Source organism: Flavobacterium cucumis (assembly GCF_900148835.1).
In the GTDB taxonomy this organism is placed as follows: domain Bacteria; phylum Bacteroidota; class Bacteroidia; order Flavobacteriales; family Flavobacteriaceae; genus Flavobacterium; species Flavobacterium cucumis.
Window position 1 is genome coordinate 602,889 of the sequence record NZ_FRYK01000001.1, and the last position, 17,126, is coordinate 620,014.

Here is a 17,126-nt window from a genome sequence, read left to right on the forward strand (position 1 = left end):
CGCTTACATAAAATCAATTATATGAAAATTGTAGATATATCAATTAAAAGACCTTCTATGGTAATCGTACTTTTTACGATACTATTGTTAGGTGGACTATACAGTTATAAACAGTTGAGCTATGAGTTAATTCCAAAATTTGAAATTAACGTAGTAACCGTTTCAACTGTTTATCCTGGAGCTTCGCCTAGTGAAGTGGAAAATACCGTAACCAAGAAAATTGAGGATGCGGTTTCTACCATGGAAAACATCAAAAAATTAGAATCAAAGTCTTATGAAAGTTTATCGGTAGTAATGATTACGCTAACTGCAGATGCCGATGCCGATTATTCTTTGAATGATGCTCAAAGAAAAATTAATGCTGTTTTAAAAGATTTACCAGAAGATGTTGACCCGCCTTCGTTGAGTAAATTCTCATTGAGTGATTTACCAATTATGACCATTGGCGCAACTGCTAGTATGGATGAAGTCGCTTTTTACGACTTATTGGATAAAAAAATTCAACCTATCGTTTCCCGTGTTCCAGGAGTAGCGCAAGTAAACTTAGTAGGTGGTGAAGAACGAGAGATTAAGGTAAGCTTGAATGCTTCTAAATTACAAGGATTTGGTTTATCAGTTCCTCAAGTTCAACAAGCGGTTTTATCGTCTAACTTAGATTTTCCAACAGGTAATATTAAAACAAGAGAGAATAGTACAACGATTCGTTTATCTGGAAAATACAAATCAGTTGAAGAATTACGAAACTTAGTAATTACTTCAAACAATGGCGTTCAAGTGCGTTTAGGTGATGTGGCTGATGTTCAAGATGCCCAAAAAGACGTTTCTAAAATCTCAAGAATTAATGAGAAAGGATCGATTCTTTTGCAGGTAATTAAACAATCCGATGCAAATGCAGTAGAAGTTAGTAAAAAAGTAAAGGAAGCAATTGCCAAAATCGAACAAGATTACGCAAAATCTAACTTAAAATTAAAAGTAGCGAACGACAGTAGTGAATTTACTCTAACTGCTGCCGATAATGTAATGCACGATTTATTTCTTGCAATCTTTTTAGTGGCTTTTGTAATGTTATTTTTCTTGCATAGTTTACGAAATGCTGCTATCGTAATGGTATCTATTCCAGCTTCATTAATAGCAACTTTCATTGGGATTTCATTAATGGGGTATACATTAAACTTAATGAGTTTGTTGGGTCTATCATTAGTGGTTGGAATCTTAGTGGATGACGCAATTGTTGTATTGGAAAACATACACCGTCACATGGAAATGGGTAAAAATAAAGTACGTGCAGCTTATGATGGTGCAGCCGAAATTGGATTTACTGTTACCGCTATTACTTTAGTTATCGTGGTAGTATTTTTACCAATCGCGATGAGTACTGGATTAGTTTCTAATATTATTACACAATTCTGTGTTACGGTAATTATTGCCACAATGTTGTCATTACTGGCTTCATTTACAATTGTACCTTGGTTGTTCTCACGTTACGGAAAATTAGAGCATTTAAATAAAGAATCGATTTTTGGAAAAGTTATTTTAGGTTTTGAAAACTATCTAGACAAATTTACGCACAAAGTAACGGACATTTTAACTTGGTCTTTAAATTACAAAAAAACAACGTTAGCTATCGTTACTGTTATTTTCTTTGGTTCAATTTTCGGATTATTAGGAGGTGGATTTATTGGTGGTGAGTTCTTCTCTAAAACGGATAAAGGAGAATTCCTGGTTCAAATTGAAATGCCAAAAGATGTTTCGATTGAACAAACCAATTTCATGACGCAAAAAGCGGAAGCCTATCTTAAAAAAGATAAAAACATCGTAGATATGATCACCACTGTTGGCCAAACTAGTGATGGTATGGGAGCAACACAATCAACTGCTTACAAAGCCGAAATTCTTATTTCTTTAGTTGAAAAAGCTAAGCGAGATGACAACTCATTTATTTATGCTGCTAAAATTAAACGTCAATTAGAAAAAGAATTAGTTGGTGCTAAAGTTAAAACGGTTCCTATGGGATTGCTTGGTGCTGATAAAGCCCCAATTGCATTAACCGTAACAGGTCCGAATTTTGACGATGTAATGCTATTTGCACAAAAAGCTGCTGCCGAATTGAAAAAAGTTCCTGGGGCATCAGAGGTAAAACTGACTTCAGAAGCCGGAAATCCAGAAATCAAAGTTCAGGTAGACCGAGATAAAATGGCCGCATTAGGTTTAAATCTTCAAACCGTAGGTTTAACAATGCAAACGGCATTCAACGGTAATACTGATGGAAAATTTAGAGCAGGAGAATATGAATATGACATTAATATTAGATTTAACGAATATGACCGTTCGAATATTAATGATGTAAATAATCTGATTTTTGTAAATAATATGGGGCAACAAATTAAATTATCTCAATTTGCTGAGGTTATTGAAAGTTCAGGTCCAAGTATGTTGGAAAGAAGAGATAAAAGTACCTCCGTTACCATTGAAGCGCAATCTGTAGGTAGACCTTCAGGTACCATTGCAACTGAATGGGAAACAGTATTCTCAAAAATGGAACGCCCAACAGGAGTAAATTATGTTTGGGGAGGTGATATGGAAAACCAAACAGAAGGTTTTGGTACTCTTGGAATTGCATTATTAGCTGCTATTATCTTAGTTTATTTGGTTATGGTTGCCTTGTATGATGACTTTGTTACTCCATTTGTCGTATTGTTCTCAATTCCATTATCATTCATTGGTGCTTTGTTTGCACTAGCGTTGACTAATAATTCTTTAAATATTTTCACCATTTTAGGTATTATCATGTTGATTGGATTGGTAACAAAGAATGCCATTTTGTTGGTAGACTTTGCAAACCACAGAAAAGAAGCTGGAGAATCTACATTTAACGCTTTAGTTCAGGCCAACCATGCACGTTTACGTCCAATCTTAATGACAACAATAGCAATGGTAATTGGTATGATTCCGATTGCGCTTGCTAAAGGTGCTGCTGCCGAAATGAATAACGGATTGGCTTGGGTAATCATTGGAGGTTTAATTTCTTCATTATTCTTAACATTAATAGTGGTGCCAGTTGTATATGCAATTTTTGATAGTATTCGAGTTCGCTTAGGAAAAGATGTAAAAGTTAATTATGACGAATTAATGACCGCAGATTATGTTCATAAGGAATTAAGTGAAGACGGTTTTACTCCGAAGCACGAAGTATAATTATAAACAAAAAACAGTTTCGATTTGAAACTGTTTTTTTTTATCCCTTACAAATAAAATTATTCAAAATTAAAATTTCAAATGTACCTTTGCTAAAAAAATATGAAAGACCGTATTTTACAAAAAGCAAAAGAAATGTTTTTGAAATTAGGTTTCAAGAGCATCACTATGGATGACATTGCTTGTGAAATGTGTATTTCAAAAAAAACCATTTACAAATATTTTTCTAATAAAGATATTCTAATTGAAGAAAGTATTCAAGTAGTGCACCATGAAATTGATGAAACCATAAATAAAATTGTTGCTCAAAACTTTAATGCTATTGAAGAAAATTTTGAAGTCAAACGGATGTTTAAAGAAATGTTTAAAACCGCCGAATCTTCACCAATATATCAATTAAAGAAACATTATCCAGAAATATACGACAAAGTAGTAAACATGCAAATTGAAATTTGCATCAAATGTTTTAGTGATAATATTTTAAAAGGTATAAATGAAGGATTATACCGACAAAATTTAGACATTGACAATTATGTCAAATTTTATTACACCCTAATTTTCAATATTAATGAGAATACTATGTTGGAAAAAGATGCACAAGAGCTAGAATTAAAAGCTTTGGAGTATCACATCAGAGCAATGGCTACATTAGAAGGGATTGCAGAGTTAGAAAAACAACTAGAAATACAAAATCAAAATCAATAAACACAATTATTTTATATGACAAAGAAATTTATAGTACTACTACTCTTATTCTCGCTCTTTTCTTTAGCACAAGAAGAGAAAGAATTGTACAATTTTAGCCTACAACAAGCAATTGAGTATGCTATACAAAACAATTATACAACAATCAATGCTAATAGAGACATTGAAGCTGCTAAAAAGAAAAAATGGGAGACTACTACAATTGGTCTACCTCAACTAAATGCTAATTTAAACTATCAGAACAACATAGAAATTCAAAAATCAGTTGTTCCTGCAGAATTTTTTGGAGGAAACCCTGGTGAATTTACTGAAGTAGCCTTTGGAACCAGACACAACATGGTGGCAAATGCAACTTTAAGTCAATTAATTTTTGATGGTTCTTATTTAGTGGGTTTACAATCTGCAAAAGTGTATTTACAAATTTCTCAAAACGCAAAGGAGAAAACCGAGTTAGAAATCAGAGAAATTGTCATTAATGCTTACGGAAATGTTTTATTAGCTCGTGAAAGTGTAAAAGTGTTAGAGAATAATAAAAAAACACTAGAGAAAGTAGTTTTTGATACCAACGAGACCTATAAAAATGGATTAACCGAGGAGGAAAATGTTGAACAACTTCAAATAACACTAAGTCAAGTTAAAAGTTCTTTATCAAATGCCAATAAAAGAGCTGAAATTGCACTTAATATGTTAAAATTTGTTTTAGGAATCGAACTAAATGAATCACTAACATTGACGGATAGTTTAGATAATTTAGCAACACAAAATGTCGACCTTATTGCTCTAAATGCCGAATTTAATGTTCAGAATAGTATTGATTATAAAATTGGATTAAATTCGGAAGAATCATCTCGATTATTATTGAAATTGGAGAAAAGTAAAGCACTTCCTTCATTATCTGCAAATTTAAATTTCGGATATAACGCATTTAGCGACACTTTTAGTTTTCTAGAAAGAGATCAAAGATGGTTAAATTTTACTAATGTTGGTGTTGGATTAAACGTTCCTATCTTCAGTAGTTTGGGAAGAACCGCTAGAACTCAACAAGCAAAAATCGCCTACGAGCAGGCAAAAACAAAACTCAAAGAAACCGAACAAAAATTATTATTGGAATTTCAATCAGCCAAAACCGATTACGAATACAGCGTGGAACAATTTACCGTTTCAAAAGAAAATTTAAGATTGGCAGAACGAATTGAAAGCAAACAGCAAATAAAATTTAAAGAAGGAATTTCGACAAGTTTTGAATTTACTGAAGCACAACGACAATTATACAGCGCACAGCAAAGCTACTTACAAGCAATGGTAGATGTAATCAATAAAAAAGCAACTTTAGACAAAATAACAAATACAAAATAAGACTATGAAAAAACTAGTATATATCGGTTTAATAAGTTTAGTTATTGCTTCTTGTAGTGGCGATGCTAAAACGGCTTCAGTAGACAAAGCTATTGAAACTAAAGACGTAACAAAAATTAAAGCAACTCGAGCTGAAATTCAAAAACAATACGACGCAATAGGTACAGAATTAGCAAAATTAGATGCTGCTTTGGCCGAATTGGATACGGTTAAAAAAGTAGCATTGGTTTCAACTGCGGTGGTTAAAGATACCATATTCACTCATTATATCGATATTCAAGGAAATGTTGATACCCGTCAAAACTTAATTATCTATCCAGAATTTTCAGGAGTATTGAGTCAGGTTTATGTTAAGGCGGGTCAAAAAGTAAGCAAAGGGCAAACATTAGCTAAAATAGATGATGGGGGTTTGAGCAATCAACTAGCGCAAATGGAAACGCAAGCTGCTTTAGCTAAAACAACTTTTGAAAGACAAAAAAATCTTTGGGATAAAAAAATTGGTTCAGAAATTCAGTTTTTACAAGCTAAAACCAATTATGAGGTGCAAATGAAAGCCGTAGCACAAATGAAAGCACAATTAGCAAAAACAATTGTAAGAGCACCATTTAGCGGAATTATCGATGAAGTTATTACAGACAAAGGTCAGGTTGTAGGTCCTGGACAACAATTAATGCGTATAGTTAACTTAACAGATATGTATGTTTCTGCTAATATACCAGAGAGTTTTATTGGAAAAATTAAAGTGGGGGCTATTGTTGATGTTCAAATTAAATCGATAGGAAAAACATATCAAGGAAAGGTAAGACAAGTTGGAAATTATATTAATCCAAACAACCGAAACTTTAGTATTGAAGTTGCGGTTCCTAACAAAGATAATTTACTTCGTCCAAATCAAGTAGCCGTATTAAAAATTGAAGATTATAAAAAACCAAATGCCATTCTAGTTCCTGAAAGTATTGTTACTGAAAACGCAATTGGAGAAAAAATTATCTACACCGTTGACATCACTTCTAAAGAACCGAAAGCTCTTAAAAAAACCATCACGATTGGTTTAACCTCTGGTGCTAATGTAGAAGTAAAATCAGGATTGAACAAAGGTGAAACCATTATAATTGAAGGAGCAAGAAGTGTTCAAAATGGTGACCAAATAGAAATTATAAAAAGATAAATCAACACAATATAAATTGTATGAGTAACAAGCTAACCAAGAGTTTCGGAATTTCTACATGGGCCATAAATAATAAAATGACTGTGTATGTAATTACTGCTATCATCTTACTTGGCGGATTAATTTCGTATTATTCTATGCCTCGTGAAGATTTCCCAGAAATTATTGAAACTAAAATTTATGTTAGTTCCATTAATCCAGGAAACGCTGCAGAAGACGTTGAAAAATTAATCACGAAACCATTAGAGGAAGAATTTAATAATATTTCGGGCGTAACTAAAATTACTTCTAATACACTTCAAGATTATTCTATGATTTTAATAGAATTTGATGAAGACATATCCGTAGACGCTGCTAAACAAAAAGTAAAAGATAAAGTAGATTTAGTAAAATCAGAAACCGACTGGCCAACATTACCTGGTGGTGAAAAAGTTGAGCCTAACGTTTTTGACTTAAACATTGCCGAAGAACAACCCATTTTAAACATTAACTTATCGGGTGATATTCCGTTAGATAAATTAAAAGATTATGCGGAATATTTAGAGGATAAAATCGAACGTTTACCACAAATAAAAGAAGCTGCCATTCGTGGAGCTCAAGAAAAAGAGGTAGAAATTGCGGTTGATATCTACAAAATGACGGCAGCTCAAGTAAGTTTTGACGATATTGTTGGTGCCGTTTCAAGAGAAAACACCACAATTTCTGGAGGAAATGTTGTTAATAACGGAATTAAGAAAAACATTCGTGTTGTTGGAGAAATTACAAACCCTAAAGAATTAGAAGATGTTGTCGTTAAAAAACAAGACGGTGTTGTTTATCTAAAAGATATTGCTACCATTATGTTTAAACCAAAAGAAGCTACTACTTATGCACGAGAGTTTGGCAATGCCGTGGTTATGCTTGATGTAAAAAAACGTAGTGGAAAAAACATGATTGAGGCTACCGAGAGCATCAAACAAATAGTTAAGGAAGCACAAGACAATTATTTCCCTTCCAATTTAAAAATTACGATGGCAAATGATCAGTCAACCAGAACTATTAACCAAGTAGATGACCTAGTAAACAATATCATTTTTGGGGTTTTACTTGTTGTTGGCGTTTTAATGTTCTTTTTAGGCTTTAGAAGTGCATTGTTTGTTGGAGTAGCCATCCCATTATCGATGTTTATGTCATATATAATATTATCATCATTTGGGGTAACCTTGAATACCATGGTGCTTTTTGCTTTAGTAATGGGACTCGGAATGTTAGTTGATAATGGAATTGTAGTAGTTGAAAACGTACATTCTTTAATGAGTCAAGGTTTGAGCAAAAAACAAGCTGCGATTGAGGGAGTTGGAGAAATTGCTTGGCCAATTATAGCTTCTACAGCAACTACTTTAGCGGCTTTCTTCCCTCTAGGATTATGGCCAGGAACTATGGGAAAATTCATGATTTATTTCCCAATGACCTTATCTGTCGTTTTGTTTTCATCTTTATTTGTTGCCTTGGTAATTAATTCTGTAATGACTAGTGAGTTCATGAAGTTAGAAGAAAATGAAATGTCAAAGAAAACCTTAATCCGCTTAAGTACTATAATTGGAATTATTGGAGTAGTTCTTGTTATCTTAGGTTTTTCAACAAAGGCCGGTGGATTAAGAGGAATTGGAAACTTAATGATCTTCTTTGCCATTATGTTATGGGTTTATAAGTATTACTTGTCAAGAGCCCAACAATATTTTATGGATGTGGTATTAGTTAAATTGGAAGAAAAGTATAAAAATTTCTTGACTTATGCATTAAGCGGAAAAAAACCATATGCCTTCTTATTTGGTACAATTGGATTATTAGTATTTTCGATAATACTGATAAAAATTGCTGAACCGAAAACACTTTTCTTCCCTGAAAACCAACCTAACCAAATCATCACGTACATCGAATTTCCTGAAGGAACTGATATCGCTAAAACGAATGCGTTTACTAAAGAAATTGAGAAAAAAGTATATGCCGTTGCTAACAAATATACCGATGAAGAAAATTTCAATTTCATGGTAGAATCTGGAGTAGCACAAGTGGGTGAAGGTGCTGGAAATCCACAAACAGATGGTGGTTCTCAGAACGAAATGCCACATCGAGGAAAAATCACTTTATCGATGCGTGAATTCAAGTTCAGAAAAGGGGTTGAAAGTAGTGATTTAATGACAGAAATTCGTGCAGCAGTAAAAGGCTATCCAGGAGTTTCGATTATTGTCGAAAAAGATCAAAACGGTCCACCATCGGGTTATCCAATAAACATTGAAATTTCTGGTGAAAACTATAACGAAATGCTTTTAGAAGCTGAAAAAATAAAAGATTTTATCAATGCTAAAAACGTTGGCGGAATTGAAGAATTGAAACTAGATGTCAACAAATCAAAACCGGGATTAGAAGTTATTGTAGATAGAAAAGTAGCTGGACAATTAGGCGTTTCAACTGCACAAGTGGGTCAAACCCTGCGTCGTTCTGTTTATGGTGAAAAAATCTCTACCTATAAAGACGACAAAGATGATTTTGAAATCAATGTTCGATTTGGTGAAGATTTGAAAAATGATAACAATGCTATTTTCAACCAACCCGTTACTTTTAGAGATCAAGCTACTGGAAGATTACAACAAGTGCCTATTGCTGCTTTAGTAGAAAAAAGTAATACTGCTTCGTTTAACACCATCAAACGTAAAAATTTAAAACGCGTTATAACGGTATATTCTAATGTTTTGGATGGATATAATGCGAATGAAATTGTTGCTTCATTGAAAAAAGAAATGGCAACTTACAAAATGCCAAAAAACATGAATTTTGCTTTTACAGGTGAACAAGAAGAGCAAGCTAAAAACTCATCTTTCTTATTCAATGCCTTGTTAATTGCAATGGGAGGAATTATCTTAATTATGGTTGCTCAATTTAACTCCATTTCAAAACCTACCATTATTATGTTTACCGTTTTATTGAGTTTCATTGGAGTGTTCTTGGGATTAGTAATTTTCCAAAACGATTTTGTCATCATTATGACGATGATGGGAATTATCTCGCTTGCAGGAATCGTAGTAAATAACGGTATTGTATTGATAGATTACACCCAACTTCTTATTGATAGAAAAATAGCAGAACTTGGATTGGAAGAAGGCGAAATTTTAAGCAAACAAGATTATTTTGAAGCTATTGTTGAAGGTGGTCGCTCTAGATTGCGTCCAGTATTGTTAACAGCAATTACAACTGTTTTAGGTTTAATTCCTTTAGCTATTGGATTAAATATTGATTTCTTTGGATTATTCATCAACTACAATCCTAATATTTATATGGGTGGAGATAACGTAATTTTCTGGGGACCTTTAGCTAAAACCGTTATTTACGGATTAATTTTTGCAACATTCCTTACATTAATTATCGTTCCAGTTATGTTCTACCTACTTAACCGAATGAAAATTAGAATTAAGAACAGAAATAAAAAAGAAACTGAAGTTTTACCATCAGTCTAAAACAAAAAAGTCCCGATTTACATCGGGACTTTTTTTATACTTCAAATTGAATTAGTTTTTAACTAATACATCTTTTGACCATTTTTTTACTTCGGCAATTCTGCTATCTGAAAAATCAACTTCACTTAAAGAATCTTCGCTCCAAAAAAACCATTTTCCAGACTTAGCTCCTTTATTATATTCACCGATAGATTGTTTTGTACCATCTTCATTAAATGCAACCCATTTTCCATGTAATTTTCCGTCCAAGTAATATCCCTCTTGTTTTACTTGTCCGTTTTCATAATAATATGTTGCTTTTATCATTTGGTCAACCACTTGAAATTTTGGTTTCACTTCTTGTGCAAATGACAAACTCGAAACCAATAAAACTACCGCAATTACTACTTTTTTCATACTCTTTTCTTTTTTAGGTTAACATTACAGTAACAAATATAAAATATATTTTACAATAAAAAAACTTTTACTTAACAATTTGGTAACATTAGACGAAAACTTAACATTGAAAAAGCCAATACGTAATGTATTGGCTTTAAATAGTATAACTACTTAGATAAAATTATTTCACTAAACTATCTAATAATTCCGTTAAAGATGCTGATGAAGGACGCGCTGCATCTGCTTTGATTACTTTTCCATCAGGCCCAATTAAAATAAATCTTGGAATCGCATTAATTCCATAAGCTTTTATAAAATCTGAAGTCCAGTTTTTATCAGCAAACAATTGGATTCCTCCTAATTCTTTAGAAACTACCATTTTTTTCCATTTTTCATAATCTTTATCTGTATCAACAGAAATACTTACAAACTCAATATTTTTACCATGGTATTTAGCTTCTACTTTCTTTAAATGAGGAATTTCAGCAATACATGGTCCACACCAAGTTGCCCAAACATCGATATACACATATTTTCCTCTTAAATCTTCCAATTTAGTTTTTCCACCTTTGTGGTTTTCATAATCAAATGATGGAGAGGCAATTCCTTCCATTTTCTTAGCAGCAACTTTTTGGTTGTAATAATCCAATAAGAATTTTTCTTCTTGATCAAAAGAAGGGCGTAACATTTTTACTAAAGTCTCATCAAAACCTTTACCATCAATCATACTAATATCATTCGCTTTCTTTTTTGCTAATGCTTCTTTAAAAGTAGCTTCGTCAGCATCAAACAATGCTTCTAAATCCATTTCAAACTTCTCATCAGATAATGCTTTTTTAGCTAAATAATTGTTTTCATTAGCACCTTTTCCTTTGTAAACAATAGTTTCATCAAAGTCTTTAGTATCTAGAGTTAAGGTTAAATCATAACCGTTTTTAAGAAACATTGTTGTTCCTTCGTTTCCATCATTTAAACGGTACAAACCTCCATCTTTTGAAGTTTCAAAAGAGGTTTGAAATACTCCATTCTTGTTAATTCCAACTTTTTGCTTGAATGTTCTTCCTTGAGAAATGATAATAGTGTCGGAAAATCTATTGGCAATTTTTATGTTTAAAGAAACCGTGTTGCTTGTGTTCTGAGCAAATCCAGAAAGAATAGCTGCAAAAAACAAAAAGAATACTTTTTTCATGTTTTAAAAGTGTTGTTTATTGTATCAAATCTATTAAAATTAAACGAATAAAATTAATATTTGTTACTACATTTGCAAAAAATTTCAAGAAATGTATAGAAGTCATAACTGTGGTGAATTAAACGCTTCACATATCAATAAAGAAGTGACCCTTGCTGGTTGGGTTCAAAAATCGAGAGATAAAGGTTTTATGATTTGGGTCGATTTACGCGATCGCTATGGTATTACCCAATTAATTTTCGACGAACAAAGAACTGACAAAGCTGTCTTTGAAAAAGCAAAATCGCTTGGAAGGGAATTTGTTATTCAGGTCAAAGGAACCGTTATTGAGCGTGAATCAAAGAACCCCAATATGGCAACAGGTGAAATTGAAATTTTGGTAGCTGAGTTAACGATTTTAAACCAGGCGCAATTGCCTCCATTTACTATCGAAGACGAAACCGACGGAGGAGAAGACATTCGTATGAAATATCGTTATTTAGATATCAGAAGAAATCCGGTTAAAAACAACTTATTGTTCCGCCATAAAGTATCGATGGAAGTTAGAAAATATCTTTCTGATCAAGGTTTTTGTGATGTAGAAACACCTTATTTAATCAAATCTACTCCAGAAGGTGCACGTGATTTCGTAGTACCAAGTAGAATGAACGAAGGGCAATTCTATGCACTTCCACAATCGCCACAAACATTCAAGCAATTATTGATGGTAGGTGGAATGGATAAATATTTCCAAATTGTGAAATGTTTCCGTGATGAAGATTTACGTGCAGACCGTCAACCAGAATTCACACAAATCGACTGTGAAATGGCGTTTGTGGAGCAAGAAGACATTTTAAATATGTTCGAAGGTTTAACGCGTCATTTGCTAAAAGAAATCAAAGGAATTGAAGTAGATAAATTCCCAAGAATTACTTACGATTACGCTATGAAAACTTACGGTAACGACAAGCCCGATATTCGTTTTGAAATGAAATTTGGTGAGTTAAACGCTGTAGCGCAACATAAAGATTTTCCAGTATTTAATTCGGCCGAATTAGTTGTAGGAATTGCAGCTCCAGGCTGTGCTTCATACACAAGAAAAGAAATCGATGCTTTAATTGATTGGGTAAAACGCCCTCAAGTTGGAGCTTCGGGAATGGTATACGTGAAATGTGAAGAAGATGGAACTTTCAAATCATCAGTAGATAAATTCTACGATCAAGAAGATTTGAAAAAATGGGCCGAAATTACCAATGCAAAACCAGGTGATTTAATTTTAATTTTATCTGGAAACGCAAACAAAGTAAGAACGCAATTATCAGCTTTAAGAATGGAAGTTGCTACTCGTTTAGGTTTGAGAAAACCAGACGAATTTGCTCCATTATGGGTTGTAGATTTTCCATTATTAGAATGGGACGAAGAAAGCGGAAGATACCACGCCATGCACCATCCATTTACATCACCAAAACCAGAAGACATGGCATTAATTGAAACCGAACCAGGAAAAGTTCGTGCCAATGCGTATGATATGGTATTAAACGGAAACGAAATTGGTGGAGGTTCTATTCGTATTCACGATAGAGACCTACAATCGAGAATGTTTGATTTATTAGGATTTAGCAAAGAAGAGGCTCAAGCCCAATTTGGTTTTTTAATGAGTGCTTTCGAATTTGGAGCTCCACCTCATGGAGGGTTGGCTTTTGGGTTGGATAGATTAGTATCAATTTTAGGAGGTCAAGAAACGATTCGTGATTTCATTGCTTTTCCAAAAAATAATTCAGGAAGAGATGTGATGATTGATGCACCTTCAACTATCGATGAATCGCAATTACAAGAATTACACATTAAATTGAGATAAAATGAAAAAAATTCTTATTCTTATAATTGCAGTAATTGGAGGATTTATATCATATGGATATTTTCAAAAAAACAATGGACTAGAGGGTGAAAAATGGATTGGAATAGGAGTTTTACTTATTGCTTTCGTATTGATGCCTTTGTTTATTTATCATAGATATAAAAACAAAAATGTTAAAGAATACCTGATGACTAATTTCACTCAAAAAAAGGAAGATACTGATAATCAATAATTTTGAAAAAAAAATAACTTTTTCTTGTTTGTATTATAAATAAGTATATCTTTGATAATTATTAATTTTTTACAATACAAAATGAGAACAGGTAAAGTTAAGTTCTTCAATGAATCAAAAGGTTACGGTTTTATTACTGATGATGAAACTGGAAAAGACATTTTCGTACACGCTAGCGGAATGAGAGTTGAATCTTTAAATGAAGGTGATGCTGTTAGTTACGAAGAAGAAGAAGGAAGAAAAGGTAAAGTAGCTGCTCAAGTAGTAGTTATCGAAGACTAATATATATTATTTTTTGATTACCTAGAAAGAACAAAGTCCCGATTGAATCGGGACTTTTTTTATATAGTAATTTTATTACTATTGTTGTCAAATTTATTTATTTTTAGCTTGTATCATTTGATTCTGATCTGAGTTCAAAATGACAATTCTAAACAAATACTCACTAAAGACTATAACGCTATTATCCTTTTTTAAAGAAAGCTAAGTTATTTTTTAGTAACAGCTGCTTCAATATTTCTTTCAATTTTATGTTCTGGCCTAGTCCATCTTGGTTTTTCACCTAATGCTTGGTAAACAGAATCTTCTGCTTCAACCGTTTGGGGCTGCATTTTTTTAATGAAAGGTTTTTGTGGAATTAATCCTAACAACTCAAACATTTTTATGTCGTCGTTTGCATTAGGATTTGGAGTTGTCAATAATTTATCTCCTGAAAAAATAGAATTTGCCCCAGCAAAGAAACACATCGCCTGACCTTCTCTTGTCATTTGTAATCTGCCTGCAGATAATCTAACTTGTGTTTTTGGCATTACAATCCTTGTTGTTGCTACCATTCGAAGCATATCCCAAATTTCAACTGGTTTTTGATTTTCTAATGGTGTTCCTTCAACAGCAACTAAAGCGTTAATTGGTACCGACTCAGGTTGTGGATCTAAAGAAGCCAATGCTACCAACATTCCTGCTCTATCTTCAATAGATTCTCCCATTCCAATTATTCCGCCACTACAAACGGTAACATTTGTCTTTCTAACGTTAGCAATAGTCTCTAAACGATCTTCATAACCTCTTGTAGAAATTACTTCTTTGTAATATTCTTCAGATGAATCTAAGTTGTGATTATAAGCATATAAGCCCGCTTCTGCCAATCGTCTTGCTTGATTTTCAGTAATCATACCTAAGGTACAACATACTTCCATATCTAACTTATTGATCGTTCTTACCATTTCTAACACTTGTTCAAATTCAGGCCCGTCTTTAACATTACGCCAAGCTGCACCCATACAAACTCTTGAAGAACCCGATGATTTGGCTCGTAAAGCTTGAGCTTTTACTTGTTGAACCGACATTAAATCGTTTGTTTCAATATCCGCGTGGTATCTAGCCGCTTGTGGGCAATAACCACAATCTTCTGGACAGCCTCCCGTTTTTATGGATAACAATGTCGAAACTTGAACTACATTTGGATTATGATTGGTTCTGTGTATTGTGGCTGCTTCATACAATAAGTCCATCATAGGTTTATTATATATTGCTATAATTTCTTCTTTGGTCCAGTTGTTTTTTATAATATTCATTTTTTAAAACATTAATTAAATCATTTTACAAAAAATATCTTTTGAAATTTAAAGTTCTTTCTGCATTTCCTTAAACCTGTCTTTAAAATAGTTTACTGCCATATTCTTTATTTTCAAAAAGGGCTGCATCAAAGCAGCCCCTTTTCAACTTAACTAACAACTGCATCTACTCAAAGAAATATTTCACACCAAATAAGACATTCCCTTTTGGCATAGGTACAAATGTGTTTTCAAAATACGCTGAATTGAAAATATTTTGAATTAATACACTAACTTCAAAATTGTTATTTCTAAATGAGGTATTCAAATCATAAATATTATATGAAACTCTTGAAGTTCTCTCTACATAGCGATAAGAAATATTTTGATTAAAACCTCTAAATAATTGTATACCATAATTAAAAACTAATTGATGACGCATAGAATTAACACCATTCTTTGAAATCAAATCTGTATTAATACTATCATCAATATAAGTGTAACCCATATTGAATTGGTTGTTAACTTTTCCTAGTGTAAAATTATACTTCAACGAAGATTCGAAACCTTTTGTTTCAACATCAATATTTACAGGCCTCCATAAATCGATTGGAGTTGCTCTTCTGTAATCAATGAAATTTGCTGTATTTCTATTAAAAAAGGCTATATTAAAATCTACTTTATCTGCATGATATTTTAATCCTAATTCTTGTGCAAAAGCCCGTTCTGCCTCCAAATTTGGATTTCCTACTGTTGAAGGATCATTATAATTCAAATCGGTATAAGTTGGAACTCTGTAGGTATATCCAACGTTAGAGTAGAGACGAATTCTATCAGATAATCTAATCCCCAAATCAATACCTGGAAAAGCTCTATTATCAAAATCTGAGAAATACGAAACTGCAACACCAGGTGTAACATCTAAAATATCATTAAATAATTTAAAACGATGCTCAAGAAATAAAGTAGCAATTTCACGCTCGGCATCGCCTAAATTATTACTTTGAATCATATATTTTGAAAATTCAATTCCGAAACCAGTTGTTCCAATTTTTGAATCATAAGACACATTTAATTCTGCAGCAATTTTATTCGTAATGTGTAAATTTCTATATGCAGAAGGATTTGTTCTGATAAAAATGTATTCATCCTGATTTCTTCTCCAATAGATTCTTGGCTTCCAAATAAAGTTTCCTTTTTTAACCTCTGTAGAAAAACCTATTAGACTAGCCTGAGTAACCTCATAAGGTAAAGCAGATGCACTAGTGACACCATAAAAATTTTGAGCCCCAAACTTTCTCTCAGAAAAAGCCGATATTAAATTAATTGGTAATTTCAACTTATTGAATTTACTTCTCAATACATAATTTGTGTTATCAAAATCAGTATTTTTTCTGTATCCTTCGGACGATTGCTTGGAAAAATGAACTATATGATTACTATCTTCTAAATTAATTGCTCCTGTAACCTCTGCTATAATTTGTCCAAAAGAACCTCCTTGTACTTTAGCCACTAGCGAACTTTCTAAGTCATCATTTGTAACTATATTAATCGCACCCGTAAAAGCATTTTGCCCAAAAACTCGAGCAGCAGGCCCTTTAATCACTTCAATTCTTTTGATAACTTCAATTGGTAATGCTAAGTTCATCGTATGATGTCCTGTTTGTGGATCATCAACTTTAATCCCATCAATAAGTAATAATGTTTGGTCAAAACTTCCACCTCTAATGTACAAATCGGCTTGCATTCCATTTACACCTTGTCTTCTCACATCAATTCCCGCAACTTGTTGCAAAGCATCAGCAACATTAGTTACACCTAATTTCTTGATATCAGCTGCTGTAATAATTTGGATTGTTCTGGAATTCTCTTTGAAAGGCAAACTAATTCGAGAAGACGAAACTATAACATCTCGAAGAGTATCTGTTTTTAATTCCTCTTGTGCATTTACAATTAAAGTAGAAATAAAAAAGGAGTATAAAAGATATTTAATTTTCATTGTTTTGATGTTGTATTAAA

At 32.7% G+C, this 17,126-nt stretch carries 12 protein-coding genes; 8 read left to right on the top strand and 4 right to left on the bottom strand.

Annotation, left to right across the window (positions count from 1 at the left end; genetic code table 11):
- Window positions 1–21 precede the first annotated feature (21 nt).
- The 5 genes from BUE95_RS02865 to BUE95_RS02885 all read left to right on the top strand — a co-directional run bounded on the left by BUE95_RS02865 (window position 22) and on the right by BUE95_RS02885 (window position 9,918).
- Window positions 22–3,195, top strand: coding sequence for an efflux RND transporter permease subunit (locus tag BUE95_RS02865; RefSeq protein ID WP_073581219.1), 3,174 nt, complete (start codon window positions 22–24; stop codon window positions 3,193–3,195).
- A 102-nt stretch (window positions 3,196–3,297) separates the two neighbouring features.
- Window positions 3,298–3,900, top strand: a complete 603-nt coding sequence (locus BUE95_RS02870) for a TetR/AcrR family transcriptional regulator (protein ID WP_073581221.1) — start codon at window positions 3,298–3,300, stop codon at window positions 3,898–3,900.
- A 15-nt stretch (window positions 3,901–3,915) separates the two neighbouring features.
- The gene (locus tag BUE95_RS02875) at window positions 3,916–5,256 is read left to right on the top strand and encodes a TolC family protein (RefSeq protein ID WP_073581223.1); all 1,341 of its coding nucleotides are present in this window, start codon (window positions 3,916–3,918) and stop codon (window positions 5,254–5,256) included.
- Between the two features lie 4 nt (window positions 5,257–5,260).
- On the top strand, window positions 5,261–6,424 hold the full coding sequence (locus tag BUE95_RS02880; RefSeq protein WP_073581225.1) for an efflux RND transporter periplasmic adaptor subunit: 1,164 nt from the start codon (window positions 5,261–5,263) through the stop codon (window positions 6,422–6,424).
- Between the two features lie 20 nt (window positions 6,425–6,444).
- Window positions 6,445–9,918, top strand: coding sequence for an efflux RND transporter permease subunit (locus BUE95_RS02885; RefSeq protein ID WP_073581227.1), 3,474 nt, complete (start codon window positions 6,445–6,447; stop codon window positions 9,916–9,918).
- Window positions 9,919–9,969: 51 nt separating this feature from the next.
- On the opposite strand, the gene BUE95_RS02890 is transcribed toward BUE95_RS02885, so the two are convergent.
- Together BUE95_RS02890 and BUE95_RS02895 are read right to left on the bottom strand one after the other, a co-directional pair.
- Complete coding sequence (locus BUE95_RS02890; RefSeq protein ID WP_073581229.1) at window positions 9,970–10,314, bottom strand: toxin-antitoxin system YwqK family antitoxin; 345 nt, start codon at window positions 10,312–10,314, stop codon at window positions 9,970–9,972.
- A gap of 163 nt (window positions 10,315–10,477) precedes the next feature.
- Window positions 10,478–11,485, bottom strand: coding sequence for a TlpA family protein disulfide reductase (locus tag BUE95_RS02895; RefSeq protein ID WP_073581231.1), 1,008 nt, complete (start codon window positions 11,483–11,485; stop codon window positions 10,478–10,480).
- 91 nt (window positions 11,486–11,576) lie between these two features.
- Here BUE95_RS02895 and aspS point away from each other — a divergent pair, with 91 nt between their 5' ends.
- The 3 genes from aspS to BUE95_RS02910 all read left to right on the top strand — a co-directional run bounded on the left by aspS (window position 11,577) and on the right by BUE95_RS02910 (window position 13,836).
- Window positions 11,577–13,322, top strand: coding sequence for an aspartate--tRNA ligase (gene aspS, locus BUE95_RS02900; protein ID WP_073581233.1), 1,746 nt, complete (start codon window positions 11,577–11,579; stop codon window positions 13,320–13,322).
- 1 nt (window position 13,323) lies between these two features.
- Window positions 13,324–13,554, top strand: coding sequence for a hypothetical protein (locus tag BUE95_RS02905; protein ID WP_073581235.1), 231 nt, complete (start codon window positions 13,324–13,326; stop codon window positions 13,552–13,554).
- Window positions 13,555–13,635: 81 nt separating this feature from the next.
- Window positions 13,636–13,836 (top strand): cold-shock protein, encoded by a 201-nt coding sequence (locus BUE95_RS02910; RefSeq protein ID WP_008255794.1) that lies wholly within the window; start codon window positions 13,636–13,638, stop codon window positions 13,834–13,836.
- Window positions 13,837–14,042: 206 nt separating this feature from the next.
- Here BUE95_RS02910 and bioB read toward each other — a convergent pair whose 3' ends face one another.
- Together bioB and BUE95_RS02920 are read right to left on the bottom strand one after the other, a co-directional pair.
- Window positions 14,043–15,128, bottom strand: a complete 1,086-nt coding sequence (gene bioB, locus BUE95_RS02915; RefSeq protein WP_073581237.1) for a biotin synthase BioB — start codon at window positions 15,126–15,128, stop codon at window positions 14,043–14,045.
- Between the two features lie 166 nt (window positions 15,129–15,294).
- The gene (locus BUE95_RS02920; protein WP_073581239.1) at window positions 15,295–17,106 is read right to left on the bottom strand and encodes a TonB-dependent receptor plug domain-containing protein; all 1,812 of its coding nucleotides are present in this window, start codon (window positions 17,104–17,106) and stop codon (window positions 15,295–15,297) included.
- Window positions 17,107–17,126 lie beyond the last annotated feature (20 nt).